Source organism: Polaromonas naphthalenivorans CJ2, from assembly GCF_000015505.1.
Classification (GTDB): domain Bacteria; phylum Pseudomonadota; class Gammaproteobacteria; order Burkholderiales; family Burkholderiaceae_C; genus Polaromonas; species Polaromonas naphthalenivorans.
In genome coordinates, this window is the sequence record NC_008781.1 from 2,927,704 (window position 1) to 2,952,149 (window position 24,446).

Here is a 24,446-nt window from a genome sequence, read left to right on the forward strand (position 1 = left end):
TCTATTTCCCTGCTTGAACGCTTGGAACGCCCGACTGCGCTTCGATCCAGGCCTTGTAGCCGGGATGTTCACGCAGTGTTTTAAAACAGAAGCCGCGCGACTGCAAGCCGGTGATCAAGGGCTCCAGCACGGCCGGCGCCCACGGCTCCTTGCGCGACCAGATGCCCAGATGCGCGACCAGGACATCACCGCTGCGGATGCCCTGCAGCGCTTTGTTCAGCAGCGCATCGTTGGGGTATTTGTCGCTGGGCAACTCGTCACCCAAAAAGCCGGCAGGCGACCAGCCCGCATGCGCATAGCCGCACGATCGGGCCGCCGCCAGAAGCTGGGGCGAGGTTTTACCGCCGGGCGCGCGGAACAGCGGCAGCGGTTTTTTGCCGGTGATTTCCTGCAGGCGCGTGCTGGCGCGGCCGATTTCCTCACAGTATTGCCGGGCCGTCCAGGTGACTTCCCTGCCCTCGGAAGGGCCGGCCGACGGGCGCACCCTGAATTGCATCGGCGCCCCCGCTGCACCCGGCACGTCGGCGCGCCAGTAGGTGTGGTCGAACGTGTGCGAGGCAAACTCGTGGCCTTCGGCAGCGCGCGCCTTCCACCAGCCGGCCCAGTGCGTTCCCAGGCTGCCGTCGCCGGTTTTGGTGCGCTCGTTGGCGGCAAAAAAGGTGACCTTGACCTGATGGCGCTTGAGCACGTCGGCGATCAGCGGCGCCACTTCCATGTGGCCGGTGTCCAGCGTCAGGTACACCGGCTTGCAGGAAGCACTTTCAGCTGGATTTTTTGCATCAAATTGACCATTTGCGCTTGCTGCATAAGCGCAATTAGCTATTAATAAAATAGCAAATGAGGCCAGTCTAGCGCGGTGAGTGATCGAGCGTCCAGACGCCATGGGGACTCCTGCCAACATTGATTTGACGCACCACCTTGTGGCTGGCAACGTCGATGAAAGTGAGCTTGCGAATCCAGCGCGAGGTGACGATGATCTGGCTCAAATCACGGGTCACGTCCATGCAGTCAGGACCGCCGGGCGCCGGAAAGCTGTCCACCACTTCGAGCGTCTGCAGGTCGATCTTGCTGATGCTGTTGGCCACGCGGTTGCTGACCAGCAGATGCCGCTTGTCGCCGAAAGCGCGAAAGGCATGGGCGCCCATCGCCGTCTTGATGAACTTGACCCGCTTTGGCTCCTTGCCGCTCACGTCATACACCTCGACGCCGTCGCCGCCGGTCAGGGCGACCAGCACGAATTTGTCATTGGCCGTGCCAAACACGTCGGCGGGCGTGGAGCCGGTCTTGGTACGCCACTTGATGGTCTGGGTGGCCAGGTCGATCGCAATCAGCTCGTCGCTTTCCTGCATGGTCGAGTAAATCGTGCTGCTTTTGCTGTCGATCCACAAATGGCTGGGCGTTTTGCCGGTGGCGATGCGCTTGGCAAGCGTCATTTCCTTGCCATCCCAATGGAAGATATCAATATGGTTGAGACGGTTGGCGGCGGTCACGAACCACTTCATGTCGGGCGAGAACCGCAGGTGGTAAGGGTCAATGATGCCGCGCACGGTGCGCTGGACCTCGGCCGTTTTAGGGTCGATGAAGGTCAGCGAGTCAGACAGCGCATTGGCCACGATCACCGACTTTTCATCAGGCGTGAGATACAGGTGGTGCGGCTGCTTGCCGGTCTCGATGCGCTTGATTTCAGTCCAGTTCGACGGATTGATGACGCTGACGCTGTCTTCCAGGGAATTAAGCACAAACACCGGCGTGGTGATGTTGCCAGCCACTGGCGCGGCAAGAGAAACCTTGGCAGTCTGCGCCAGCGCGGGCAGGCACAGCAGACCCGGAAGGGCGCAAGCACAGGCAGCCAGAAAGCGGGAATAAGCATTCACAAAATAGGTCTTTCCAAGGTCAATCGGCTAGTGTAGCGGCCGGCCATGACCGTGTATCCGCATCCGCTTTCAAAACCGCATCCGCTGACTTCAAGCTGTTTGATCCAGCACAAAGCATTCGCACGGACAGGTGGTGGATTCACTTTTGCGCAGCGCTTGCGGCAATGCTGGCCAGGTCTTGCACCGTCAGCCAGCGCCATTCACCGGGCTTGAGGTCCGCCGGCAGCGCCAGCGAACCGATGCGCGAGCGGTGGAGCCCTTCGACCCGGTTGCCGACGGCGGCAATCATGCGCTTGACCTGGTGGTACTTGCCTTCGGTCAGCGTCAGGCTCAGTTGCAGCTCGCTGGTCTGCTCACAGGCCGCAGCCCGGACCGGCTTGGGGTCATCGTCCAGGACCACGCCGGCCAGCAGCTTCTGGACCTGCTGCGCGTCCACCGGATGCTTGGCCGTCACCTCATAGACCTTGGGAACGTGGTGCCTGGGTGAACTCATGCGGTGAATGAACTTGCCGTCGTCCGACAACAGCAGCAAGCCGGTCGTGTCCTGGTCCAGCCGTCCAACCGCCTGCACGCCGGCTGCCGCGCCGCCGCCACGCTGGCGAATCGGTGCCGGCAGCAGCGTGTAGATGCTGGGATAGGTGCTCGGCTTTTGCGAGCATTCATGGCCGGCAGGCTTGTGCAACATCAGATAGGCTTTTTCGTGGTACTCCCAGGCCACGCCCTGCACCGTGAAGCGCAGGCCCACCGCTATAAATTCCATAGCTGGCTCCGTACAGGGGACACCCGCCACGGTCACAAAACCCTGTTGAACCAGCCCAGCGCAGACGCGCCGCGTTCCAAAACCCTGGGAAAAAAGAATTTCCTGCAATTGCATATGTTTTTCCAAAGAAAAAGGCCGTTTACTGGACTTCAGTAAACGGCCTTTGACAGTTATGGTGGTGGAGCTGGGGGGATTTGAACCCCCGTCCGCAAGCCTTGTTCGGGCAGATCTACATGTTTAGCGGTCTGATTTGAGTCTCGCCACCTGTATCGCGCAGTCGCACGCTACACAGGACGCCAGCACCCTATTTTCTTGCCCCGGGTTAAGGTACCCAGCCCGAAGCCAGCCGATAAAATTATCTTTACAGCCTGGAATCCTTAACTTGCGCTAAGAACCCCTTGCCCAGCCCATCGGCCTGCTGTTGTAAAGCTCACAGGCAATTAAGCTGCGAGTGCGAAACGTTCGTCGTTTGCAGTTAGTTTGTTTTAGTCAGTTTTACGAGCACACTAAGCTCGACATGCACCACACCGCGTCCGAACCCACGTCGAAACCAATGCAGCCCCAAGCCAGCTAGTTTAAGCCATTTTCAGCAAATTCAAGAGGGCCGAAGGCGTGGCAATCGTAAAGTTGGCTTTCCAGCCCGCAGTATCGTTCACGGCACCCAGATAGCCGTAAGCTGCCGCCACTGTGAGCATGCCTGCTGCGCGGCCTGCCAGAATATCGCGCTCATCATCGCCTACATAAATGCAGCGTTCGGGAGCCATTCCAAGCTGGCGCGCGGCTTCCAGCAAAGGAGCGGGGTGCGGCTTTGCATGAGGCATGGTATCGCCACTGATGATGGTTTTGGCTGTCCTGAAAAGTGGCATGGCCCGAGTTAACGGAACAGTGAAGCGGGCTGACTTGTTGGTGACGACCCCCCACTTGAGGCCAGCGTGACAAATGCGTGCAATCAGCTCAGCCACACCGTCAAACACATAGGTGTGCTCCACCAGACGCGCTTCGTAATTGGCAAAGAACTCCTCCTTCAGCCTGTCAAATTCAGCGTCTTGAGGCGTCAGGCCAAAAGCCACGGCAATCATGCCTCGTGCACCGGCACCTGCCATCGGGCGGTACAGCGACAAAGGCAACGATTCAAGGCCTCGATCGGTGCGCATTTTGTCAGCGGCAGCACCAAGGTCAGGAGCACTGTCAATCAGCGTGCCATCCAGATCGAACAGCACGGCATTGATATTGTTGAACATATTAAAAGCAGTCGCTCACAAGAAAGGAACTAAAGGAGCGCAGATTTACGCAACTTGGGATTTTTGGGTAGCCACCAGGTAATTCACGCCAGTGTCAGCGCTAAGCCAGTAATGACGGGTTAGCGGGTTGTATTCCATTCCCTTGGTCTCCAGAAAATCCAGGTTGACTACTCGACAGTAGCGAGCCAGTTCGCTGGGCTTGATTAATTTGGCGTATTCATGCGTACCACGAGGCAGCATGTTGAGGAGATATTCCGCTCCAACGATGGCAAACAAAAAAGCTTTGGCGTTGCGGTTGATGGTGGAAAAAAAGACATGGCCACCAGGTTTGACCAAAGCAGCACAGGCGTTGACTACCGAAGCCGGATCAGGCACATGTTCGAGCATTTCCATGCAGGTAACCACGTCAAAACTACCAGGCTGTTCTGCCGCAAGGGCTTCGGCACTGACCTCACGGTACTCTACCCCTTGGGTCTGAGCCTCAAGCGCGTGCAGCTGAGCCACTTTTAAGGCCTTGCTTGCCAGATCAATTCCGAGCACAGCCGCGCCCTTGCGAGCCATGGAGTCAGCCAAAATTCCACCGCCACACCCTACATCCAGTACGCGTAAGCCGTTTAGCGATACCAGCCCATCTATCCAGTCGAGCCGGAGTGGATTGATCTCGTGCAGGGGACGAAATTCACTGTCCTTGTCCCACCATCGATGAGCCAGGTCAGAAAATTTAGCCAGTTCGGTGGGATCGAAGTTTTGGGTTTTAGGCATGGAATGATTATCGTTGAGACGTAAAAAAACCGCGCCTTGGCGCGGTTTTTTTACTGATCCTGAAAGGATTACTTGTTGGCGCGGGTACCAACCACTTCGATTTCCACGCGACGGTTTTTCGCACGGCCTTCGGCGGTTTTGTTGTCGGCTACAGGCTGTTTCTCGCCTTTGCCTTCGGTATAAACGCGGTTTTTCTCAATGCCTTTGGACACCAAGTAAGCTTTCACAGCTTCAGAACGGCGAACCGACAGCTTCTGGTTGTAAGAATCGCTGCCGACAGAGTCAGTGTGACCCACGGCAATGATTACTTCCAGATTGATGTCCTTGATTTTTCCAATCAGGTCATCCAGCTTTTCCTTACCTGCCGGCTTGATCACTGACTTGTCAAAGTCAAAGAAAGCATCGGCAGCGTAAGTCACTTTGGTAGCAGCAGGGGGAGCCACTGGAACAACCACAGGAGCGGCTACAGGCGGAGCAGAAGCAACGACCACAGGAGCAACAACAGGAACAATTGCGCCATCGCAACCTGGAGCAGCAGTCGCTGGAGTCCAGAAGTTGTCACGCCAGCAAAGCTCATTGGTACCATTTTTCCAGACCAAATCGCCGTTGCCGTTCTTCCAGTTGTCGATAGTTTGCGCACCAGCGGCGGTAACAAGCGCTGCGGAAGCAAACAACATTGCCACTTTGTTGAGTTTGTTCATGATTCTCCTCTAGAGAAAAGCCGCAGACTTGCTGCGATTATTAAGATTACACACCTCAAGTGACCATCACTCAAGGAGTTACATTCATTGTGCCACACACATTCTGAGCTTCAAGTGCGCTATGGCCTTCGTCTTACATGAAGCGCAGATTCTTCAAAATATGTTGCAGACCAGCCACAAACAAGCCGTTTTACACTCGAGCCTTAAAATCAAGCCACTTTCTCCCATATCTTGATACTCCCAAACCAGGCCGTTCATGACCCAGTTCGCAAAAGAAACCCTGCCCATCAGTCTTGAAGAGGAGATGCGAAGAAGCTACCTCGACTATGCGATGAGCGTTATTGTGGGCCGGGCGCTTCCCGACGCACGTGACGGACTCAAACCCGTGCACCGGCGTGTGCTCTTCGCCATGCACGAGTTGAACAACGACTGGAACCGGCCTTACAAGAAATCTGCCCGTATTGTGGGCGATGTGATCGGCAAATACCATCCTCACGGAGACCAATCGGTCTATGACACCATCGTTCGCATGGCCCAGGATTTCTCGCTGCGTCACTTGCTGGTGGACGGCCAGGGGAACTTCGGCTCAGTTGATGGCGACAGCGCTGCGGCAATGCGCTACACGGAAATACGCCTTTCGAAGATCGCGCATGAGTTGCTGGCTGATCTGGACAAGGAGACTGTTGACTTCGGCCCCAACTACGATGGCAGCGAACAGGAGCCGCTGGTCATGCCGACCCGCCTGCCCAACTTGCTGGTCAATGGCTCAGGCGGCATTGCCGTAGGCATGGCTACCAACATTCCGCCGCACAACCTGAATGAAGTGGTCGATGCCTGCCTGCATCTGCTGAAGAATCCGGAAGCCTCCATTGATGAACTGATGGAAATCATTCCTGCGCCGGACTTCCCTACCGGCGGCATCATCTACGGCATCAACGGCGTCAAGGATGGCTACCGCACGGGACGCGGCAGGGTGGTCATGCGCGCCAAATGCCATTTTGAGGACATCGACAAGGGCCAGCGCCAGTCCATCATCGTCGATGAACTGCCTTACCAGGTCAACAAAAAGACACTTCAGGAGCGCATGGCCGAACTGGTTCATGAGAAGAAAATCGAGGGCATCAGCCACATTCAGGATGAAAGCGACAAATCCGGGATGCGTCTGGTCATCGACCTCAAGCGTGGCGAAGTGCCCGAGGTCGTGCTGAACAATCTGTACAAACAGACCCAGTTGCAGGATACCTTCGGCATCAACATGGTGGCGCTGATTAATGGCCAGCCCAAGCTGTGCAACCTGAAGGATCTGATCCAGGTTTTCATTTCCCACCGCCGAGAAGTGGTGACACGCCGCACGGTGTTCACGCTGCGCAAGGCACGCGAACGCGGCCATGTTCTGGAAGGCCTGGCCGTCGCACTGGCCAATATTGACGAGTTCATTGCCATCATTCGCAATGCACCGACGCCTCCCGTAGCGAAGGCCGAGTTGATGACACGCGCATGGGACAGCAGCCTGGTGCGCGAAATGCTCACCCGCGCACACGCCGATGGCGGCGTGGTCAATGCCGATGATTACCGTCCCGATGGACTTGAGAAATCATTTGGCATGGGCAGCGACGGCCTTTACCGCCTGTCGGAAACCCAGACCCAGGAAATTCTGCAGATGCGCCTGCAGCGCCTGACCGGCCTGGAACAGGACAAGATCGTTGCCGAATACAAGGAAGTCATGGCCGAGATTGATGACCTGCTCGACATTCTGGCCAGGCCAGAGCGGGTTTCCACCATCATTGGGCAAGAGCTGGCAGCCATCAAGCTGGAATTCGGTCAGACCAAGCTGGGCGCTCGGCGCAGCCATATTGAGCACAGTTCATTTGACCTGAGTACCGAGGACCTGATCACCCCGACCGACATGGTGGTCACGCTGTCGCACACAGGCTATATCAAGAGCCAGCCCCTGTCAGAATACCGGGCGCAAAAGCGTGGTGGTCGTGGAAAACAGGCCACGGCCACCAAAGAAGACGACTGGGTTGACCAGTTGTTCATTGCCAATACCCACGACTACATCCTCTGCTTTTCAGACCGGGGCCGGCTCTACTGGCTCAAGGTATGGGAAGTGCCGGCGGGCTCACGCGGCTCGCGTGGCCGGCCGATTGTCAACATGTTCCCGCTGCAGGAAGGTGAAAAAATCACTGTGGTCCTGGCACTGACGGGTGAAAAACGCAGTTTCCCGGCTGACCAGTATGTTTTCATGGCCACTTCCATGGGTACCGTCAAGAAAACGCCCCTGGACGATTTCAACAACCCCCGCAAGGGCGGCATTATTGCCGTGGCACTGGACGAGGGAGACTACCTGATCGGCGCCGCGCTCACCGATGGAAAGCACGACGTGATGCTGTTCAGCGATGGCGGCAAAGCGGTTCGTTTTGATGAAAATGATGTGCGCCCCATGGGCCGCAATGCGCGAGGCGTGCGCGGCATGAACCTGGAAGAAGGCCAGGGCGTGATCGCCATGCTGGTAGCGGAAGACGGTGAACAAAGCGTGCTGACTGCCACCCAAATGGGTTTTGGCAAGCGCACGTCCATCAGTGAATACACCCGACATGGCCGCGGCACCAAGGGCATGATTGCCATCCAGCAAAGTGAACGTAACGGCAAGGTCGTTGCAGCGACACTGGTTCATGCTGACGATGAAATCATGCTGATCACTGACAGGGGTGTACTGGTTCGTACGCGCGTCAGCGAAATCCGGGAAATGGGCCGCGCCACCCAAGGCGTTACGCTCATAGGTCTGGATGAAGGTTCGCAGTTAAGCGGCCTCCAGCGAATCGTCGAGAACGATGCCACGCTGGACGATACAGAAAAAACCGTCGATACCGATACTGGAAACGACGCAGGCAACGATGCCGCCAACCCGGAAACCAATTCATGAAAAAACTGATCACCACGCTGGCACTTGCCAGCCTTGCCTTCACTGCCACCCTGCACGCACAAACGAATGAACCAAAAACCGAATTGGCAGCCAAAGTCGTCAAGCTTCAGCAAGGGCCTGAACTTGACCGGCTCATCGCCCAATTGGCAGACGGTGCAACACAGGAACTGATCGCAAAATGGGGGCCAAGGCTGGAAGCGAACGTGGCCAAAGCCAACCAGAAAAAAGCGTCGGAAGCACTGAATGCTGAACTCAAGAAATACGCTGACGATGCCAACCAGTTGATTGGCAAGCAAGTCAGCAAGGTCAGCACCGATGTCCTTGTACCAGCTTACGCCGAGCGTTTTACGCTGGAAGAACTGCAGCAGATTGCAGCATTTTTCGAATCGCCTGCCATCAAGAAGTACCAGGCCAGTTCACCTGAACTTGGCAATATGTTCGTCCAAAAACTGATTGAAGCCTCGCGCGCCGATGTGCTCTCCCGGGCCAAGCAGTTTGATGATGCCGCGCTGAAAATTGTAGGCGCGCCTGCAGCAGCCCCCAAAGCCAGCCAGCCCGCCAAGAAATGACCCGGCCATTCAATTTTTCAGCCGGTCCCGCGAATTTGCCCGAAGAGGTTTTGCGGCAGGCCGCTGCCGAAATGCTGGACTGGCATGGCAGCGGCATGAGCGTCATGGAGATGAGCCACCGGGGCAAGGAATTCATCTCGATTTACGAGCACGCCGAAGCTGACTTCCGTGAACTGATGGAAATTCCTGAGCACTTCAAAATCCTGTTCATGCAAGGCGGCGGACTGGCGGAAAACGCCATTGTCCCGCTGAATATTTCGCGCGGCGGCTTGGCTGATTTTGTAGTGACCGGAAGCTGGAGCGACAAGTCGCAAAAAGAAGCACGCAAATACTGCGACGTCCAGATTGCCGCCACCAATGAAAGCAGCGCTCATACCAGCCTGCCGCCGCCGGCCACCTGGCAACTGCGGCGTGACGCCAGCTATGTGCATGTCTGCACCAACGAAACCATTCACGGCGTCGAGTTCCAGGAATTGCCCGACCTGAAAGCATTGGGCAGCGACGCACCGCTGGTCATCGACTTCTCGTCGCATGTGGCATCCCGGCCCGTGGACTGGTCCAAAGTGGGTCTGGCTTTTGGCGGCGCACAGAAAAACCTCGGCCCTGCCGGCGTGACACTGGTGGTGGTTCGGGAAGATCTGCTCGGCCATGCACTGGCGGTCTGTCCCAGCGCTTTCAATTACAAAACGGTTGCGGACAACGACTCGATGTACAACACGCCGCCGACTTACGCCATCTATATAGCCGGCCTGACTTTTCAGTGGCTCAAGCGGCAAAAGGAAGGCGAAGCGACCGGCATTGCCGCCATGGAAAAACACAACCTGGCCAAGGCGAAGCTGCTTTATGACGCCATCGACCATTCCGGCCTGTACATCAACAAGGTCAGCAAGGATTGCCGTTCCCGCATGAATGTGCCGTTCCTGCTGCGCGATGAATCACGCAACGAGGACTTCCTGGCTGGCGCCAAGGCACGCGGGCTGCTGCAGCTCAAGGGACATAAATCCGTCGGTGGCATGCGCGCCAGTATTTACAACGCCATGCCGCTCGCTGGCGTTGAAGCACTGGTGAGTTACCTGCAAGAATTCGAACAAAAACACGCCTGACATGACTGCCAACCTCGATGATTTGCGCGTCCAGATTGACGCGCTGGACAAGGAACTGCTGACCCTCCTGAACCGACGCGCACTGGTCGCAGAACAGGTCGGAGAGGTCAAAAAACGCGAAGGCACGCCTTTTTTCCGGCCTGACCGCGTGGCCCAGGTGATTGAAAAGATTCAGCAGGCCAACATGGGGCCGCTTAAAAACGAACATGTGGCTGCCGTCTGGCGTGAAATCATGTCGGCGTGCCTGGCGCTTGAATCACCAGTCCGGGTGGCCTACCTCGGCCCTGCCGGAACCTTCAGCGAGCAGGCCGCCCTGCAGTTTTTTGGCAACAGCATTGAGCATGTCTCCTGCGTCAGCATTGATGAGGTGTTTCGAGCCACCGCAGCCGGCAGCGCGGGTTATGGGGTGGTGCCGGTTGAAAATTCCACCGAAGGCGTGGTGTCGCGGTCCCTGGACCTTCTGCTGAACTCTCCGCTGCACATCGTGGGAGAAATCAGCCTGATGGTGCGCCACCACCTGCTGCGGCTGACGGATTCCCTTGAAAACATCGAGATCGTTTATGCCCATCCCCAGGCGCTGGCGCAGTGCCATGGCTGGCTGACAACTCACCTGCCGCATGTCGAACGCCGCGCGGCCTCCAGCAATGCGGAAGGCGCGCGCCTGGCATCGACCAATCCGGCCTGGGCGGGCATCGCCAGCGACCGCGCGGCAACCCAGTTCGCCTTGCACACCGTAGCGCACGCCATTCAGGACGATGCATTCAACCGCACACGTTTTGCAGTGGTTTGCCTGCCGCAAACGCTCCCTGCCCCGCCCGCCTCGGGCAAGGACTGCACCAGCTTGGTGGTTTCGGTTCCCAACCGCCCGGGTGCTGTGCATGACATCCTGGTGCCGCTGAAAACCCATGGTGTTTCCATGACCCGCTTCGAATCGCGTCCGGCCCGCTCGGGCCAGTGGGAATACTATTTTTATATCGATCTGCAAGGCCATCCATCTCAAGACCATGTGAAAGCCGCCCTGGCTGATCTGCAGCAGCTTTGCGCGTTTTATAAAGTTCTCGGCACCTACCCGATCGGCGACTGATGCGGGATTCACGGCGAGACAGAGTGAACTCAAAACAACTACAACAAATTCAGGTGCCGGTCATGTTCGAGCAATTAGGCCTCATCGGCTGCGGTTTGATGGGCAGTTCCTTTGCGCTGGCGCTCAAGCGTGCTGGTCTGGTCAGGCGCATCGTCGGCTACAGCAAATCTCCCTCCACCACGGAACGCGCCCGCCAGATGGGAGTGATCGATGTGGAAGCACCATCTGCCCTTCTGGCGGTCTCGGGCGCTGATATTGTCCTGCTGGCCATCCCCGTATCGGCTACGGAAGCCACTTTCAAGGCCATCCGCCATCTGGTCGGACCCGACACGCTGGTCATGGATGTGGGGTCAACCAAGCGGGATGTCGTGGACGCTGCGCGTCGTGTCCTGCGTGAGCAGGTTGGCTCTTTTGTACCCTGTCACCCGATTACCGGCAAAGAGGTTTCAGGTGTCGAGCATGCCGACGTGGACCTCTACGCAGGCAAGCAGGTCATCCTCACGCCCATTGAACGCACTTTCACCGCCCAGTTGAAAAAGGCGACAGCTGTCTGGACCGCCATGGGTTGTCATGTGGTCAAGATGTCACCGCAAGCGCATGATGCAGCTTATGCGGCCGTCAGCCACCTGCCCCACCTGATCGCCTTTGCCATGATCAATGGCATCAAGTCCCAGCCGCATGGCAAGGACTACATGGCACTGGCAGGACCGGGTTTTCGCGACTTCACCCGCATTGCAGCCAGCGATCCGCAAATGTGGCGCGACATCCTGCTGGCCAACCGCGAAGAGTTGCTGGCGCAGTCCAAAATTTTCCAGCAATCCCTGCAATCCCTTGAGCAGCTGATTTCAGGCGGCAACGGCGATGGACTCGAATCCCAGATCAGGCAAGCCAGTGAAACGCGCGCCAACTGGCGCGTTTCCTCGCACAAAGCCCACAAGTAAAGCACCCTCTCATGTACGACATCGAGTATCTGGACATTCCGCCGCTGACACAGGCGGGAGGCACGGTTTGCCTGCCTGGCTCCAAAAGCATTTCCAACCGCGTCCTGCTGCTGGCCGCATTGAGCCATGGTCAAACCACGGTCCATGATTTGCTGGCCTCTGACGACACGGCAGTCATGCTGACCGCGCTGGAACAACTGGGTTGCACGGTGGTGCAAAGCGGCAATACCGCCGTCATCGGCGGACTGGGCGGCCAGCTCGTCCAGCGCAAGGCCGCTCTGTTCATGGGCAACGCCGGCACCGCCATGCGGCCCCTGACGGCTGCGCTGGCGCTGCTCGGTGGCGAGTTTGAACTGTCGGGCGTGCCGCGCATGCACGAACGCCCGATTGGCGATCTGGTGGATGCACTTCGGCAATTGGGTTGCGCCATCGACTATCTCGGCAATGAGGGCTTTCCTCCCTTGCGGCTGCGTCCGGGCGTCTTGAAGCTGGACGATGCGATTCGCGTCCGTGGCGACGTTTCCAGCCAGTTCCTCACGGCCCTGCTGATGGCACTGCCGCTGGTGGCCCAGCAAGCGATCCGCATCGAAGTCGTGGGCGAGTTGATTTCACGGCCTTATATCGAGATCACGCTGAACCTGCTCAAGCGTTTCGGCATCCAGGTCGAGCGTGAAGGCTGGCAACGCTTCACGATTCCTGCCGGCAGCCAGTACCAGTCACCGGGCGAAATCCATGTTGAAGCCGACGCCTCATCTGCTAGCTATTTCATAGCACTTGGTGCAATAGCAGCGTGCGCAAAAGGCATAAATGATATAAAAATCATGGGCGTAGGCGCGGATTCCATCCAGGGCGACATCCGCTTCATCGAAGCTGCCCGCATGATGGGGGCCAAAATTGACAGCACGCCCAACTCGCTGCAGATCTCGCGCGGTGCCTGGCCCCTCAAGGCGATTGACCTGGACTGCAACCACATCCCCGACGCCGCCATGACGCTGGCCGTGATGGCACTCTACGCTGACGGCACCACCGTGCTCCGCAACATCGCCAGCTGGCGCGTCAAGGAAACCGACCGCATTGCCGCCATGGCCTGCGAACTGCAAAAGCTTGGGGCCACGGTGGAAGAAGGTGCGGATTACCTGAAAATTACGCCGCCTGCTCAGGCAGGCGCATGGAAACCGGCAGTCATTCACACCTACGACGATCACCGCATCGCCATGTGTTTTTCGCTGGCAGCCTTCAATCCGGCCGAATTGCCGGTCCGCATTCTGGATCCCAAGTGCGTTGCCAAGACCTTCCCGGATTATTTTGAAGCCCTGTTTTCGGTGGCCCAAGCGCAAACCGACCAGATCCCCGTGATTTGCGTGGATGGCCCGACCGCCTCTGGCAAGGGAACGCTGGCAGCGCTGACGGCGCATCGTCTGGGCTACCACTACCTGGACTCAGGTGCCCTGTACCGCTTGAGCGCTTTTGCCGCCTTGCGCGCCGGCCTGTCGCTGGACGATGGCGAAGCGGTCGCCCGGATTGCACGCAGCTTGCCGGTCCGGTTCAAGGGCGACCGGATTTTCCTCGCCACAGAAGAAGCCGAGGAAGACGTTTCTGAAACCATTCGTACCGAAATCGCCGGCATGGCCGCCTCCCGGGTTTCGGCCCATCCGCAAGTCCGCAATGCCCTGCTGGACCTGCAGCGCAGCTTTCGGCAGCTACCCGGCCTTGTTGCTGATGGCAGGGACATGGGCACCGTCGTATTTCCCGACGCAGCGCTCAAGATTTACCTTACCGCCAGCGCCCTGCATCGCGCCGAACGCCGGCACAAGCAGTTGATTTCAAAGGGAAATACGATTACAATCGCCGCCATTCAACAGGCTTTGGAAGCACGCGACCAGCGAGACATGTCTCGCAAAGCCGCCCCGTTAAAACCTGCTGAAGACGCTAAGTTACTGGACAACTCCGACCTGACGATTGAAGAGTCGCTGGATCAGGTGATCGACTGGTGGCAAGGCACCCGGCCCTTCTGACCTCCGACGCTGACCCCTTTCATGGGGCGCAAGGTCAGCAGGAACATTTGTTTAACCTGCGGTCTTACCCGTCGTTTGACCGCGAAACCTCACCAAACCGCCGCAAGCAGCCCTAAAAACAATAGCAATTTCGCTATTGGAAACCTGTTGTGTGGATTAGGAAATTCATGTCTGAATCTTTTGCCGACCTGTTTAACGAATCACTTGAACGCTCTGAAATGCGCTCCGGTGAAGTCATCACCGCTGAAGTAGTGCGCATTGATCACAACCACGTGGTTGTGAACGCCGGCCTCAAGTCCGAGGCTTACATTCCTCTTGAAGAATTCAAGAACGACCAGGGCGAAGTTGAAGTCCAGGTCGGCGACTTTGTGTCCGTCGCCATCGACTCCGTCGAAAACGGCTACGGCGACACCCTGCTCTCGCGTGACAAGGCCAAGCGCCTGGCATCGTGGATGAGCCTGGAAAAGGCCCTGGAATCCGGCGAATTCGTCACCGGCCAGACCAGCGGCAAGGTCAAGGGCGGCCTGACCGTTCTGGTCAACGGCATCCGCGCTTTCCTGCCCGGCTCGCTGATCGACACCCGCCCCATCAAGGACTTGTCTCCGTACGAGAACAAGACCATGGAATTCAAGGTCATCAAGCTCGACCGCAAGCGCAACAACGTCGTGTTGTCGCGTCGCGCCGTGGTCGAAGCCAGCATGGGCGAAGAACGCGCCAAGCTGATGGAAACCCTGAAGGAAGGCTCCGCCGTCAAGGGCATCGTCAAGAACATCACCGAATACGGTGCATTCGTTGACCTGGGCGGCATTGATGGCTTGCTGCACATCACCGACATGGCATGGCGCCGCGTGCGTCACCCAAGCGAAGTGGTGACGGCTGGCCAGGAAATCGTGGCCAAGATCCTGAAGTTCGACACCGAGAAAAACCGCGTGTCGCTGGGTCTGAAGCAAATGGGTGACGACCCATGGATGGGCGTGAACCGCCGCTATCCGCAAAGCACCCGCCTGTTCGGCAAGATCACCAACATTGCCGACTACGGCGCGTTCGTGGAACTCGAACCCGGCATCGAAGGCCTGGTCCACGTGTCCGAGATGGACTGGACGAACAAGAATGTTGCGCCTAGCAAGCTCGTGGCCCTGGGCGACGAAGTCGAAGTCATGGTTCTTGAAATCGACGAAGACAAGCGCCGCATCAGCCTGGGCATGAAGCAGTGCAAGGCCAATCCATGGCAGGAATTTGCCGTGGAAACCAAGCGCGGCGACCGCGTCAAGGGCCCGATCAAGTCGATCACCGACTTCGGCGTGTTTGTGGGCCTGGCTGCCGGCATCGACGGCCTGGTGCACTTGTCTGACCTCTCGTGGAACGAGCCCGGCGAAGCCGCAGTTCGCAACTACAAAAAGGGCCAGGAAGTAGAAGCGATTGTGCTGGCCGTCGATGTGGACCGCGAGCGTATCTCCCTGGGCATCAAGCAGCTTGACTCCGATCCGTTCACCACGTTCGTGTCGATCAACGACAAGGGCGCGATTGTGACCGGCAAGGTCAAGACGGTCGATGCCAAGGGCGCCGAAATCGATCTGGGCGAAGACATCATTGGCTACCTGCGTGCCAGCGAAATCAGCCGTGACCGCGTTGAAGATGCGCGCAATGTGCTGAAAGAAGGCGACGAAGTGTCGGCTGTCGTGGTGAACGTGGATCGCAAGACCCGCAACATCCAGCTGTCGGTCAAAGCCAAGGACAACGCCGACCAGCAAGAAGCCATGGCTTCCCTCAGCCAGCAGTCCTCGCGCGAAAGCGCCGGCCTGACCAGCCTGGGTGCCCTGCTGCGCGCCAAGCTGGACAACAGCGACAAGTAAGTCCTTGCGGGACAGATCACATGACGCGGCCATTGCGCCGCCCATGTCATCTGTCCCCAACTGGATAATTCTGGATGACCCGAAGCGATTTAGTTGAAGAGTTGGCTGCCCGATTCAGCCAGTTGACACACCGCGATGCCGAACATGCCGTCAAGACGCTTCTTGATGCCATGAGCGACACGCTGGTGCGTGGCAACCGGATCGAAATCAGGGGTTTTGGCAGCTTCTCCATCAACCGGCGGCCGCCCCGCATGGGACGCAATCCCCGGTCTGGAGAAAGCGTAGCCATTCCTGAAAAACGGGTGCCTCATTTCAAGCCGGGCAAGGCATTGCGGGAAGCCGTTGATGCCCGAACCGGCGAATTGCTGAAGGTCACATATTCCGGATAAGGTCTTCAGGTTTCCCTTGGTGGGCTGGCTACAATCGCCTGACCACTCCGGGGATCACCAGTGAAATACCTGATGTGGCTGCTCAAGGCAGCCATTTTTTTTACGCTTTTTGCTTTTGCACTGAATAACCAGCAAACGGTCGCAGTGCATTTCTTTTTCGGTACATTATGGCAAGCACCTTTGGTGCTGGTGGTGCTGGTCACCTTCGCTTGCGGGCTGTCACTGGGTATTCTTGTCATGATGCCGCGCTGGTGGAAAAAGCCCAAAGCCACCCTACCCCCCCCTGGCTCCGGGACTTCGCCAGACGAAGCCGACAACCATCGCATCCCGTTTCAACATGGAATTTGACTTCACCTGGGTTTTGCTCGGGTTTCCGCTCGCCTTCACGCTGGGCTGGCTGGCCTCCCGGCTGGATTTGCGACAACTGCGAATTGAAAACCGCCAGGCGCCCAAGGCCTATTTCAAGGGCCTGAACTTCCTTCTCAACGAGCAGCAGGACCAGGCCATTGACGCTTTCATCGAAGCCGTCCAGAACGACCCTGACACCTCCGAACTGCACTTTGCCCTGGGCAACCTGTTTCGCCGCCGTGGTGAATACGAACGTGCTGTGCGGGTGCATGAGCATTTGATGTCGCGCGGCGATTTGACCCAGCACGAACGCGAGCGCGCCCAGCATGCGCTGGCGCTCGACTTTCTGAAAGCCGGTTTGCTCGACCGCGCCGAAGCCGCTCTGCGAAAGCTCGAAGGCACGCCGTTTGAAGAAGAGGCCCGGCTTGCACTGCTGTCGATTTACGAACGCTCCCGCGACTGGGCCAATGCCACCGAAATTGCCGCCCGCCTGGGCAGTTCCAGTCAGGGAAGCTTCAGCACCCGGCAGGCGCACTACCTGTGCGAGCAGGCCAGTGCGTCTGCCGCTACAGGCGATGCCGCAAAGGCACTCAATACCTTGATGCAAGCCGTTGCCATGGCGCCCGCATTAGCCAGGCCACTGATTGATTTAGCCAAACTGCAATACCAGTTAGGAAACGCGCATGACGCCTTGCATACTCTGCTCAAACTGACCACTGCAGCCCCCCAGGCCTTACCGCTGGCTGCGGGCCTGCTGGCCAACATTGCGCAGAATAGTGATGAGCAACAAACCACGCTGGCGCTACTGAAGGCCAGCTATGCCCAAGCGCCTTCGATTGATCTGATTGAAGCTATTGTCAAACTTGAAAAAGACCCTGCAACCGCACGCCAGTGGTATGTACAGCATCTGGAGCGCGAGGTTTCGCTGGTGGCTGCCAGTAAATGGATTGCGGGCGAGAAACTTGAAGATGAACGCCATCATGCCCTGGTGCAACGAGCAATGGACCAGGCCACCAAGCCCTTGATGCGTTACCGCTGCGCCGCTTGCGGCTTTGAGGCCACGCAGCATTTCTGGCATTGCCCTGGCTGCCAGGCTTGGGACAGCTACCCCATGCGCCGTATTGAAGAGCTGTAATCCAGCCGTCCCTCAGAACATGAACTTGAACTTGACAATAACTCCTCAAAAAATTGCTTCAGCCCGCGTTCTGGTGGTTGGAGATGCCATGCTGGACCGCTATTGGTACGGTGCCGTGGACCGCATTTCGCCCGAGGCCCCGGTTCCCGTCGTGCGCGTGACACGTACCGAAGAACGCATCGGCGCAGCGGCCAACGTGGCCTACAACATCGTGACGCTGGGCGCGCAAGCTTCATTGCTAAGCGTGGTGGGCGAGGACGAAGCCAGCCATACGCTGGAACACTTGGTTGCGAAGACCGGCATCACGCCCTATTTTGGCCGCGATGCGAAGCTCAAGACCACCGTCAAGCTGCGGGTGATCGGGCGACAGCAGCAACTGCTGCGGCTGGATTTTGAAAATACGCCTGAGCATGAAGTGCTGGCCTCCCAATCCGCGACCTTTGAAAAGCTGTATCCGCAGCATGATGCAGTGCTGTTTTCAGACTACGGCAAGGGCGGACTGGCACACATCGTGACCATGATTGCCCAGGCACGCGCTGCCGGCAAGGTGGTCCTGGTTGATCCCAAAGGTTCGGACTTTGCACGCTACAAAAATGCCAGCGTCATCACGCCCAACCGGGCAGAGCTTGAACAGGTGATTGGCCTCTGGAGCAATGAAGCCGAACTGCACACTAAAACCCATAATCTGCGTGCCGCACTCAACCTGCAGGCCGTGCTGGTGACGCGCAGCGAAGAAGGCATGACGCTGTTCGATGCACAGGGAGAACTGCATGTACCCACGGTGGCCAGAGAGGTGTTTGACGTCACCGGTGCGGGCGATACCGTGATTGCCACACTGGCCACGATGGCGGCGGCCGGCATGAGTCTGCGTGATGCCGTACCGATTGCCAACCGTGCTGCTGGCATTGTCGTCGGCAAGTTTGGTACGGCCACCGTCAATTACAGCGAACTCTTCGCATTCTCCTGAATTACGCAGCGTACTGAAACCCGAGGAATTTTCATGAAAATCGTAGTCACCGGTGCTGCCGGCTTCATCGGCAGCAACCTGGTCAAGGGACTCAATGCCCGTGGCATTGACGACATCATTGCCGTCGATGACCTGACCCAAGGCGACAAATTCCGCAACCTGGCCGACTTGAGAATAGCCGACTACATGGATGCGGGCGACTTTTACGACCGGTTTGCCGAGGGTGCTTTCGGGCATGTCGAAGCGGTGTTCCATGAAGGTGCCTGCAGCGACACCATGGAGCCGGACGGAAAATACATGATGGCCAACAACTACACGCTGTCGTGCAACCTGTTTCGTGCCTGCCAGAACCAGAACACCCGCCTGCTCTATGCCTCGTCGGCCGCCACTTACGGTGGCTCGGATACCTTCAGCGAATCCCCCGAATTCGAGAAACCGTTGAATGTTTACGGCTACTCCAAGCTTCTGTTTGACCAGCACATGCGGCGCGAACTCGGCATGCGGTTTGAAAATGCGCAAACGCAAGTTGCCGGATTCCGGTACTTCAATGTTTATGGTCCGCGCGAGCAGCACAAGGGTCGCATGGCCAGCGTGGCCTTTCACCAGTTCAACCAGTTTCAGGCCGATGGCAAGGTCAAGCTGTTTGGCGACTACGGCGGCTACGGTCCGGGCGGACAAATGCGTGACTTTGTCTTTATCGACGACGTGGTGGCAGTGAACCTCTGGTTTTTTGACCACCCTGAAAAATCCGGCATTTTCAACCTGGGAACGGGTCGCGCGCAACCCTTCAATGACGTCGCTATTGCTGTCGTGAACACCTTGCGCCAGAGTCAGAACGCAGCCCCATTGAGTCTTGAAGACGCCGTACGCGGAGGCATGATTGATTACGTCGGTTTTCCCGAAGCGCTGGTTGGCAAGTACCAAAGCTACACCCAGGCAGATTTGGGCGCCCTGCGCGCAGCAGGCTGCCAGCACGTTTTTGCCGACGTGCAATCGGGTGTGACGGCCTATATGCAGTGGCTGAGCAACGCCAAGAACTGAACGCCTACCGAGTTATCAAGGATATTTTCGCCAAAATTTTACCGGACAGTCAACTCAGCTTGAATCAAGCCATTATGAGTGAACATCTTTACTTCAAGATGCGGCCATGACTTCACTCAATTTATTTTCAAGGGAATTTTCCATGTTCAAGAAATTACTGGCGTTTCTCGCTGCCATGTCACTTACCGCAGCTTTTGCTGCAGTTGACATCAACAAGGCCAGCGAAGCTGAACTCGACGGTATCAAGGGTGTCGGTCCGGCCACCAGCCAGCGGATTGTTGCCGAGCGCAAAAAATCCGAGTTCAAAAGTTGGGATGACTTCATCGCTCGCGTTAAGGGTGTCGGCGAAAAAAATGCTGCCAAGTTCTCCGCCGAAGGCATGACCGTGGCCGGTGCGCCATACCAGGCCGAAAACAAAACCGATGCGAAAACAGCTAAAAAAGATGAGAAGGCCATTGCTGTTAAACCAGCAGCCAGTGCGGCCAGTGCGGCGAAAAATTAAACTGAATCGACCATAAAAAACCCGCTTGCGAGCGGGTTTTTTTACTTGGAGGAATTGATGCGCCCAAACACTCAACCCATGTGCAGGCCGCCATTCAGGGAGAAATCGGCGCCGGTGGCGTAACCACCTTCATCAGAAGCGATCCAGGAGATGATGGATGCAATCTCTTCTGGTTTGCCCAGGCGCTTGGCAGGCACGCCGGCGACAATTTTCTCCAGCACTTCAGGACGAATCGCCTTGACCATGTCGGTGCCGATGTAGCCTGGGCTGACGGTGTTCACCGTCACGCCCTTGCTTGCCACTTCCTGCGCCAGCGCCATGGTGAAACCATGCAGGCCGGCCTTGGCGGTGGAATAGTTCACCTGGCCAAACTGGCCCTTTTGGCCGTTCACCGAAGAGATGTTGATGACGCGGCCAAAACCGGCCTCAACCATGCCTTCAATGACCTGCTTGGTCACATTGAACATGCTGTCGAGGTTGGTCGAAATCACGGCATCCCAGTCGGCCTTGCTCATTTTGCGAAACTGGCCATCACGCGTGATACCCGCGTTATTCACCAGCACGCTGACCGGACCATGCTCGGCCTTGACCTTGTCGAACGCAGCCACGGTAGAGTCCCAGTCACCCACATTGCCGACAGAGGCATGAAAGGTATAACCCAGCGCTTTTTGCTCGTCGAGCCATTTGGTGAAGTCCCGCGTGGGACCACAACCGGCGATGACCGTGAAGCCATCCTTGGCCAGCCGCTGGCAAATGGCGGTTCCGATGCCACCCATACCACCTGTTACGTACGCTACTTTGTTGCTCATTGCCTTCTCCTTGAAATGCTAGATTTTTTATAGAATCATTTAGCTATTAATTTAATAGCTGTTCACGCCCGACTAGCGGGCGCTAGAACCTGTTTTAGCTGATATTAGCTGATATTAGCGTTCGAGTGTGAGGGCAACCCCCATGCCGCCGCCGATACACAGGCTGGCAATGCCTTTTTTGGCATCACGCCGCACCATCTCGTGCAGCAGCGTCACCAGAATACGGCAACCGGACGCGCCAATCGGGTGACCAATGGCAATCGCGCCACCATTGACGTTGACCTTGCTGGTGTCCCAACCCATTTCCTGGTTGACTGCGCAGGCCTGCGCTGCAAAGGCTTCATTGATTTCAAGCAGGTCGAGATCCTGGGCGTTCCAGCCGGCACGCTGCAATGCCTTGGTCGAGGCGGGCACCGGACCCATGCCCATGTAGGCTGGGTCCAGCCCGGCGGTGGCGTAGCTGGCAATGCGCGCCAGCGGCGTCAGGCCCAGGGCAGCGGCTTTTTTGGCGGTCATGACCATGACGGCTGCAGCACCATCGTTCAAACCGGATGCGTTGCCTGCAGTCACGCCACCGGCCTTGTCAAACGCGGGGCGCAAGCCTGCCAGGCCTTCGGCGCTGGTTTTACGGTTGATGAATTCGTCGGCAGAAAACACCAGCGGATCACCCTTTTTCTGGGGAATCGAAATCGGGATGATTTCGTCCTTGAATTTGCCTGCATCCTGCGCCGCAGCTGCCTTGGTCTGGCTGGCAAGGGCCAGTGCATCCTGGGCTTCGCGGTTGATGTTGTATTTCTTGGCCACGTTTTCTGCCGTGATGCCCATGTGGTACTGGTTGTAGACGTCCCACAGGCCGTCCACAATCATGGTGTCAACCATTTTCCAGTCGCCCATGCGCTGACCATCACGCGAACCGTTCAATACATGTGGCGAAGCACTCATGTTTTCCTGGCCACCGGCAATCACGATCTCGCTGTCGCCAGTCGCAACGGCCTGCGCCGCGAGCATGACGGCTTTCAGACCGGAGCCACAAACGGCATTGATCGTGAGGCCCGGGATGCCCTGCGGAAAACCGGCCTTGAGCACGGACTGACGAGCTGGATTCTGGCCTGCACCCGCAGCCAGCACCTGGCCCATGATGACTTCGCCAATCTGTTCAGCGTTCAAGCCCGAGCGCGCCAGCACCGCCTTGATGACGGCAGCGCCCAGCTCGGTTGCAGGTATTTTCGCCAGCGAACCGCCAAATTTGCCAACGGCAGTCCGGCCTGCTGAAACGATAACGATCTCTTCCATGCTGTCTCCTTGTAAAAAACTTGAAAATGCCCGATGCCGGTCTTTACCTCAACGAATCAAAGGGCAAAGCCGGCCTGAGTCCGGGACTCTGTGCGGTCAAAGCCTCTCTTTTTCAGGCCTTGACCTTGACGTAGCGCCCTGGCGCAGGTTCGATGGCCTTGTACTTGCGGCTGCCATAGGTTTTTGGTGCCGCGCTCTGTTTACCTGCGTGTCCCTGCAGCCATTCGGACCAGTCTGGCCACCAGCTGCCGGCATGCTCGGTCGCGTCTTTCTGCCAGTCATCCTGCGCGGCAGGGTACTTGTCACCGGAAGTCCGGCTGGAAGCCAGCTTGTCATTGGTCCAGTAGCTGCGCTTCTTTTTGGCCGGAGGATTGATGACGCCGGCGATGTGGCCGGAAGCACCCATCACGAAGCGCTTCTTGCCCGGCAAAACTTGCGTGGAGGCATACGCCCCGCCAATCGGCACAATATGGTCTTCACGCGAGCCGTAGATGTAAAACGGCATGTCGAGCTTGCCGAGATCAACCTTCTCGCCGCAGACCACGGTTTTTCCAGGCTTGATCAGGTTGTTTTCAAAATAGGTGTTGCGCAGATACCAGGCATAAAACGGCCCAGGCAGGTTGGTCGAATCACTATTCCAGTACAGCAGATCGAACGGCGGCGGCGTTTCACCCTTGAGGTAGTTGCCGACGACATAGTTCCAGACCAGGTCGTTCGGGCGCAGAAAGCTGAAGGTTGAAGCCAACTCCTTGCCCTTGAGCAAACCGCCCTTGCCCATCTCGGCTTCACGGTATTTGACCGATGTTTCATCAATGAAGATGTCCAGGATTCCGGTGTCGCTAAAGTCCAGCAATGACGTCAGCAGCGTGACGCTTTCAACCGGCTTTTCGCCGCGCGCCGCCAGCACCGACAGCGCTGTGCCCAAGATAGTGCCACCCACGCAAAAACCGAGCGCATTGATGGTGTCGGCGCCTGTAATCTCGCGCACCACCTCGATGGCCTTGATGGGTGCGTTCTCAATGTAGTCGTCCCAGGTTTTTGCAGACATGGACTGATCCGGATTGCGCCAACTCATCACGAAGGTTCTGTGGCCTTGGGCCGTCGCATAGCGAATCAGGGAGTTTTCGGGCTGCAGGTCGAGGATGTAGAACTTGTTGATGCAAGGCGGAACCATCAGGAAAGGCTTTTCATACACCTTGTCCGTCAATGCCTTGTATTCGAGCAACTGGAAAAATTCGTTTTCAAACACCACCGCGCCTTCGGTGGTGGCGACGTTTTTGCCGACTTCAAAAATACTCTCATCGGTCATCGAGACATGGCCCTGCTTCATGTCGTGCAGCATGTTCGCCAAGCCCCTGGCAATGCTTTCGCCTTTGGTTTCGATGGCTTTTTTCTGGGCTTCGGCATTCAGCGCCAGGAAGTTGCTGGGCGCTGAAGCCGCCATCCACTGCTCGACTGCGAAACGCAGGCGAGCCTTGGTTTTGGCGTCGCTTTCAACGGCTTCAGCCAGGCCCATCAGGGTGCTGGCGTTGAGCTGGTAGGCCGATGCCAGGAATTTTGAAACCGGACTGGCCTGCCAAGCCGGATCGGAGAAGCGGCGATCAGGCGCAACCACTGCCGCATCGGTGGCTTGAAGGCCCTGGTTCCAGATAGCCGAAGCACCTGCTATATAGCGCTGCTGAAGTTCGAGTAATTTGGATGGCTCGAAGGTGATCGAGGGCTGGGATGGAGCCAGGGTCTTGAACACCGACAGGTCCATTGCAGGAAAACCAGGTGCGGCTCCGCCCCCCAGAGAGGACATGGCCTGCGTGAGACCTGCCCCCAGGGTTTCCTGCATTTGTTGGGCCGCTTGTGTCCAGCTAGGTTCAAAATTCATAAATGTCTCCTCGATGATGCATCGTCTAGTTAAGCGCCTTGGGCATCATGCCAGTATCCTATGAATAACTTTTGAAATTCTGACAAGAAGGCATGTATTTTTTATGTATTTGATCGTTATAGCCTGGATGTATGTAGTACTCATGATGAGTGTTGCCGAGGCCACCAGCAGCAATGGAACACTGCTGGGTGCTTTGGTCACCCTTGTACTCTACGGCGTGGGTCCGGTGGTATTGGTGGTTTACCTGATGGGAGCCC

22 protein-coding genes and 1 other RNA gene are annotated in these 24,446 nt (G+C 57.4%); 13 read left to right on the forward strand and 10 right to left on the reverse strand.

Annotated features, from left to right (window positions below):
* Position 1 precedes the first annotated feature (1 nt).
* The 7 genes from PNAP_RS13905 to ompA all read right to left on the reverse strand — a co-directional run bounded on the left by PNAP_RS13905 (position 2) and on the right by ompA (position 5,338).
* A complete protein-coding gene (locus PNAP_RS13905) occupies positions 2 to 883 on the reverse strand; it encodes a polysaccharide deacetylase family protein (protein ID WP_011802163.1) in 882 nt (293 codons plus the stop codon).
* Complete coding sequence (locus PNAP_RS13910) at positions 849 to 1,874, reverse strand: YVTN family beta-propeller repeat protein (protein WP_011802164.1); 1,026 nt, start codon at positions 1,872 to 1,874, stop codon at positions 849 to 851. The genes PNAP_RS13905 and PNAP_RS13910 overlap by 35 nt, the downstream gene beginning before the upstream one ends.
* A gap of 139 nt (positions 1,875 to 2,013) precedes the next feature.
* Positions 2,014 to 2,748 carry a pseudouridine synthase gene (locus tag PNAP_RS13915; RefSeq protein ID WP_011802165.1) on the reverse strand — a complete coding sequence of 245 codons (735 nt, stop codon included), beginning with the start codon at positions 2,746 to 2,748 and terminating at the stop codon, positions 2,014 to 2,016.
* 62 nt (positions 2,749 to 2,810) lie between these two features.
* Positions 2,811 to 3,197: a transfer-messenger RNA gene (gene ssrA, locus PNAP_RS25710) on the reverse strand.
* Between the two features lie 12 nt (positions 3,198 to 3,209).
* A complete protein-coding gene (locus PNAP_RS13920) occupies positions 3,210 to 3,875 on the reverse strand; it encodes an HAD family hydrolase (protein ID WP_011802166.1) in 666 nt (221 codons plus the stop codon).
* Between the two features lie 45 nt (positions 3,876 to 3,920).
* Positions 3,921 to 4,637, reverse strand: a complete 717-nt coding sequence (gene ubiG / locus PNAP_RS13925; RefSeq protein ID WP_011802167.1) for a bifunctional 2-polyprenyl-6-hydroxyphenol methylase/3-demethylubiquinol 3-O-methyltransferase UbiG — start codon at positions 4,635 to 4,637, stop codon at positions 3,921 to 3,923.
* A gap of 68 nt (positions 4,638 to 4,705) precedes the next feature.
* A complete protein-coding gene (ompA, locus tag PNAP_RS13930) occupies positions 4,706 to 5,338 on the reverse strand; it encodes an outer membrane protein OmpA (RefSeq protein ID WP_011802168.1) in 633 nt (210 codons plus the stop codon).
* A gap of 256 nt (positions 5,339 to 5,594) precedes the next feature.
* On the opposite strand from ompA, the gene gyrA reads away from it, so the two are divergent.
* From gyrA to PNAP_RS13995, 13 genes are all read left to right on the forward strand, one after another.
* Positions 5,595 to 8,264: a DNA gyrase subunit A gene (gene gyrA, locus PNAP_RS13935; RefSeq protein ID WP_011802169.1), complete on the forward strand. Its 2,670-nt coding sequence runs from the start codon at positions 5,595 to 5,597 to the stop codon at positions 8,262 to 8,264.
* Positions 8,261 to 8,833 (forward strand): DUF2059 domain-containing protein, encoded by a 573-nt coding sequence (locus tag PNAP_RS13940; protein WP_011802170.1) that lies wholly within the window; start codon positions 8,261 to 8,263, stop codon positions 8,831 to 8,833. The genes gyrA and PNAP_RS13940 overlap by 4 nt, the downstream gene beginning before the upstream one ends.
* Complete coding sequence (serC, locus tag PNAP_RS13945) at positions 8,830 to 9,936, forward strand: 3-phosphoserine/phosphohydroxythreonine transaminase (protein ID WP_011802171.1); 1,107 nt, start codon at positions 8,830 to 8,832, stop codon at positions 9,934 to 9,936. Before PNAP_RS13940 ends, serC begins: the two co-directional genes overlap by 4 nt.
* Before the next feature lies 1 nt (position 9,937).
* On the forward strand, positions 9,938 to 11,020 hold the full coding sequence (gene pheA / locus PNAP_RS13950) for a prephenate dehydratase (RefSeq protein ID WP_011802172.1): 1,083 nt from the start codon (positions 9,938 to 9,940) through the stop codon (positions 11,018 to 11,020).
* Positions 11,021 to 11,082: 62 nt separating this feature from the next.
* Positions 11,083 to 11,961 (forward strand): prephenate dehydrogenase, encoded by an 879-nt coding sequence (locus PNAP_RS13955; RefSeq protein ID WP_011802173.1) that lies wholly within the window; start codon positions 11,083 to 11,085, stop codon positions 11,959 to 11,961.
* A gap of 11 nt (positions 11,962 to 11,972) precedes the next feature.
* Positions 11,973 to 13,976, forward strand: coding sequence for a bifunctional 3-phosphoshikimate 1-carboxyvinyltransferase/cytidylate kinase (locus PNAP_RS13960; protein ID WP_011802174.1), 2,004 nt, complete (start codon positions 11,973 to 11,975; stop codon positions 13,974 to 13,976).
* Positions 13,977 to 14,143: 167 nt separating this feature from the next.
* Complete coding sequence (gene rpsA, locus PNAP_RS13965; RefSeq protein WP_011802175.1) at positions 14,144 to 15,829, forward strand: 30S ribosomal protein S1; 1,686 nt, start codon at positions 14,144 to 14,146, stop codon at positions 15,827 to 15,829.
* Positions 15,830 to 15,903: 74 nt separating this feature from the next.
* A complete protein-coding gene (locus PNAP_RS13970; RefSeq protein WP_011802176.1) occupies positions 15,904 to 16,218 on the forward strand; it encodes an integration host factor subunit beta in 315 nt (104 codons plus the stop codon).
* Positions 16,219 to 16,278: 60 nt separating this feature from the next.
* Positions 16,279 to 16,566 (forward strand): LapA family protein, encoded by a 288-nt coding sequence (locus PNAP_RS13975; RefSeq protein WP_011802177.1) that lies wholly within the window; start codon positions 16,279 to 16,281, stop codon positions 16,564 to 16,566.
* Positions 16,556 to 17,701: a lipopolysaccharide assembly protein LapB gene (lapB, locus tag PNAP_RS13980; protein WP_011802178.1), complete on the forward strand. Its 1,146-nt coding sequence runs from the start codon at positions 16,556 to 16,558 to the stop codon at positions 17,699 to 17,701. Before PNAP_RS13975 ends, lapB begins: the two co-directional genes overlap by 11 nt.
* Before the next feature lie 19 nt (positions 17,702 to 17,720).
* Positions 17,721 to 18,668: a D-glycero-beta-D-manno-heptose-7-phosphate kinase gene (rfaE1, locus tag PNAP_RS13985; protein WP_011802179.1), complete on the forward strand. Its 948-nt coding sequence runs from the start codon at positions 17,721 to 17,723 to the stop codon at positions 18,666 to 18,668.
* 33 nt (positions 18,669 to 18,701) lie between these two features.
* Positions 18,702 to 19,709, forward strand: coding sequence for an ADP-glyceromanno-heptose 6-epimerase (gene rfaD / locus PNAP_RS13990; RefSeq protein ID WP_011802180.1), 1,008 nt, complete (start codon positions 18,702 to 18,704; stop codon positions 19,707 to 19,709).
* 106 nt (positions 19,710 to 19,815) lie between these two features.
* The gene (locus PNAP_RS13995; protein WP_232290700.1) at positions 19,816 to 20,211 is read left to right on the forward strand and encodes a ComEA family DNA-binding protein; all 396 of its coding nucleotides are present in this window, start codon (positions 19,816 to 19,818) and stop codon (positions 20,209 to 20,211) included.
* A gap of 71 nt (positions 20,212 to 20,282) precedes the next feature.
* On the opposite strand, the gene phbB is transcribed toward PNAP_RS13995, so the two are convergent.
* The 3 genes from phbB to phaC all read right to left on the reverse strand — a co-directional run bounded on the left by phbB (position 20,283) and on the right by phaC (position 24,189).
* Entirely contained in the window at positions 20,283 to 21,020 is a 738-nt protein-coding gene (gene phbB, locus PNAP_RS14000; RefSeq protein WP_011802182.1) for an acetoacetyl-CoA reductase, read from the reverse strand.
* A gap of 114 nt (positions 21,021 to 21,134) precedes the next feature.
* Positions 21,135 to 22,313, reverse strand: coding sequence for an acetyl-CoA C-acetyltransferase (locus tag PNAP_RS14005; protein ID WP_011802183.1), 1,179 nt, complete (start codon positions 22,311 to 22,313; stop codon positions 21,135 to 21,137).
* A 112-nt stretch (positions 22,314 to 22,425) separates the two neighbouring features.
* Positions 22,426 to 24,189 (reverse strand): class I poly(R)-hydroxyalkanoic acid synthase, encoded by a 1,764-nt coding sequence (phaC, locus tag PNAP_RS14010; protein ID WP_011802184.1) that lies wholly within the window; start codon positions 24,187 to 24,189, stop codon positions 22,426 to 22,428.
* Positions 24,190 to 24,446: the final 257 nt, after the last annotated feature.

What these genes read in the sequence shown, in the direction of transcription:
- PNAP_RS13905 (WP_011802163.1), bottom strand. Translation starts at nt 883, where the DNA reads ATGGCGTCTGGACGCTCGATCACTCACCGCGCTAGACTGGCCTCATTT.
- PNAP_RS13915 (WP_011802165.1), bottom strand. Translation starts at nt 2,748, where the DNA reads ATGCAATTGCAGGAAATTCTTTTTTCCCAGGGTTTTGGAACGCGGCGC.
- PNAP_RS13920 (WP_011802166.1), bottom strand. Translation starts at nt 3,875, where the DNA reads ATGTTCAACAATATCAATGCCGTGCTGTTCGATCTGGATGGCACGCTG.
- ubiG (WP_011802167.1), bottom strand. Translation starts at nt 4,637, where the DNA reads ATGCCTAAAACCCAAAACTTCGATCCCACCGAACTGGCTAAATTTTCT.
- ompA (WP_011802168.1), bottom strand. Translation starts at nt 5,338, where the DNA reads ATGAACAAACTCAACAAAGTGGCAATGTTGTTTGCTTCCGCAGCGCTT.
- gyrA (WP_011802169.1), top strand. Translation starts at nt 5,595, where the DNA reads ATGACCCAGTTCGCAAAAGAAACCCTGCCCATCAGTCTTGAAGAGGAG.
- PNAP_RS13940 (WP_011802170.1), top strand. Translation starts at nt 8,261, where the DNA reads ATGAAAAAACTGATCACCACGCTGGCACTTGCCAGCCTTGCCTTCACT.
- serC (WP_011802171.1), top strand. Translation starts at nt 8,830, where the DNA reads ATGACCCGGCCATTCAATTTTTCAGCCGGTCCCGCGAATTTGCCCGAA.
- pheA (WP_011802172.1), top strand. Translation starts at nt 9,938, where the DNA reads ATGACTGCCAACCTCGATGATTTGCGCGTCCAGATTGACGCGCTGGAC.
- PNAP_RS13955 (WP_011802173.1), top strand. Translation starts at nt 11,083, where the DNA reads ATGTTCGAGCAATTAGGCCTCATCGGCTGCGGTTTGATGGGCAGTTCC.
- PNAP_RS13960 (WP_011802174.1), top strand. Translation starts at nt 11,973, where the DNA reads ATGTACGACATCGAGTATCTGGACATTCCGCCGCTGACACAGGCGGGA.
- rpsA (WP_011802175.1), top strand. Translation starts at nt 14,144, where the DNA reads ATGTCTGAATCTTTTGCCGACCTGTTTAACGAATCACTTGAACGCTCT.
- PNAP_RS13970 (WP_011802176.1), top strand. Translation starts at nt 15,904, where the DNA reads ATGACCCGAAGCGATTTAGTTGAAGAGTTGGCTGCCCGATTCAGCCAG.
- lapB (WP_011802178.1), top strand. Translation starts at nt 16,556, where the DNA reads ATGGAATTTGACTTCACCTGGGTTTTGCTCGGGTTTCCGCTCGCCTTC.
- rfaE1 (WP_011802179.1), top strand. Translation starts at nt 17,721, where the DNA reads ATGAACTTGAACTTGACAATAACTCCTCAAAAAATTGCTTCAGCCCGC.
- rfaD (WP_011802180.1), top strand. Translation starts at nt 18,702, where the DNA reads ATGAAAATCGTAGTCACCGGTGCTGCCGGCTTCATCGGCAGCAACCTG.
- PNAP_RS13995 (WP_232290700.1), top strand. Translation starts at nt 19,816, where the DNA reads ATGACTTCACTCAATTTATTTTCAAGGGAATTTTCCATGTTCAAGAAA.
- phbB (WP_011802182.1), bottom strand. Translation starts at nt 21,020, where the DNA reads ATGAGCAACAAAGTAGCGTACGTAACAGGTGGTATGGGTGGCATCGGA.
- PNAP_RS14005 (WP_011802183.1), bottom strand. Translation starts at nt 22,313, where the DNA reads ATGGAAGAGATCGTTATCGTTTCAGCAGGCCGGACTGCCGTTGGCAAA.
- phaC (WP_011802184.1), bottom strand. Translation starts at nt 24,189, where the DNA reads ATGAATTTTGAACCTAGCTGGACACAAGCGGCCCAACAAATGCAGGAA.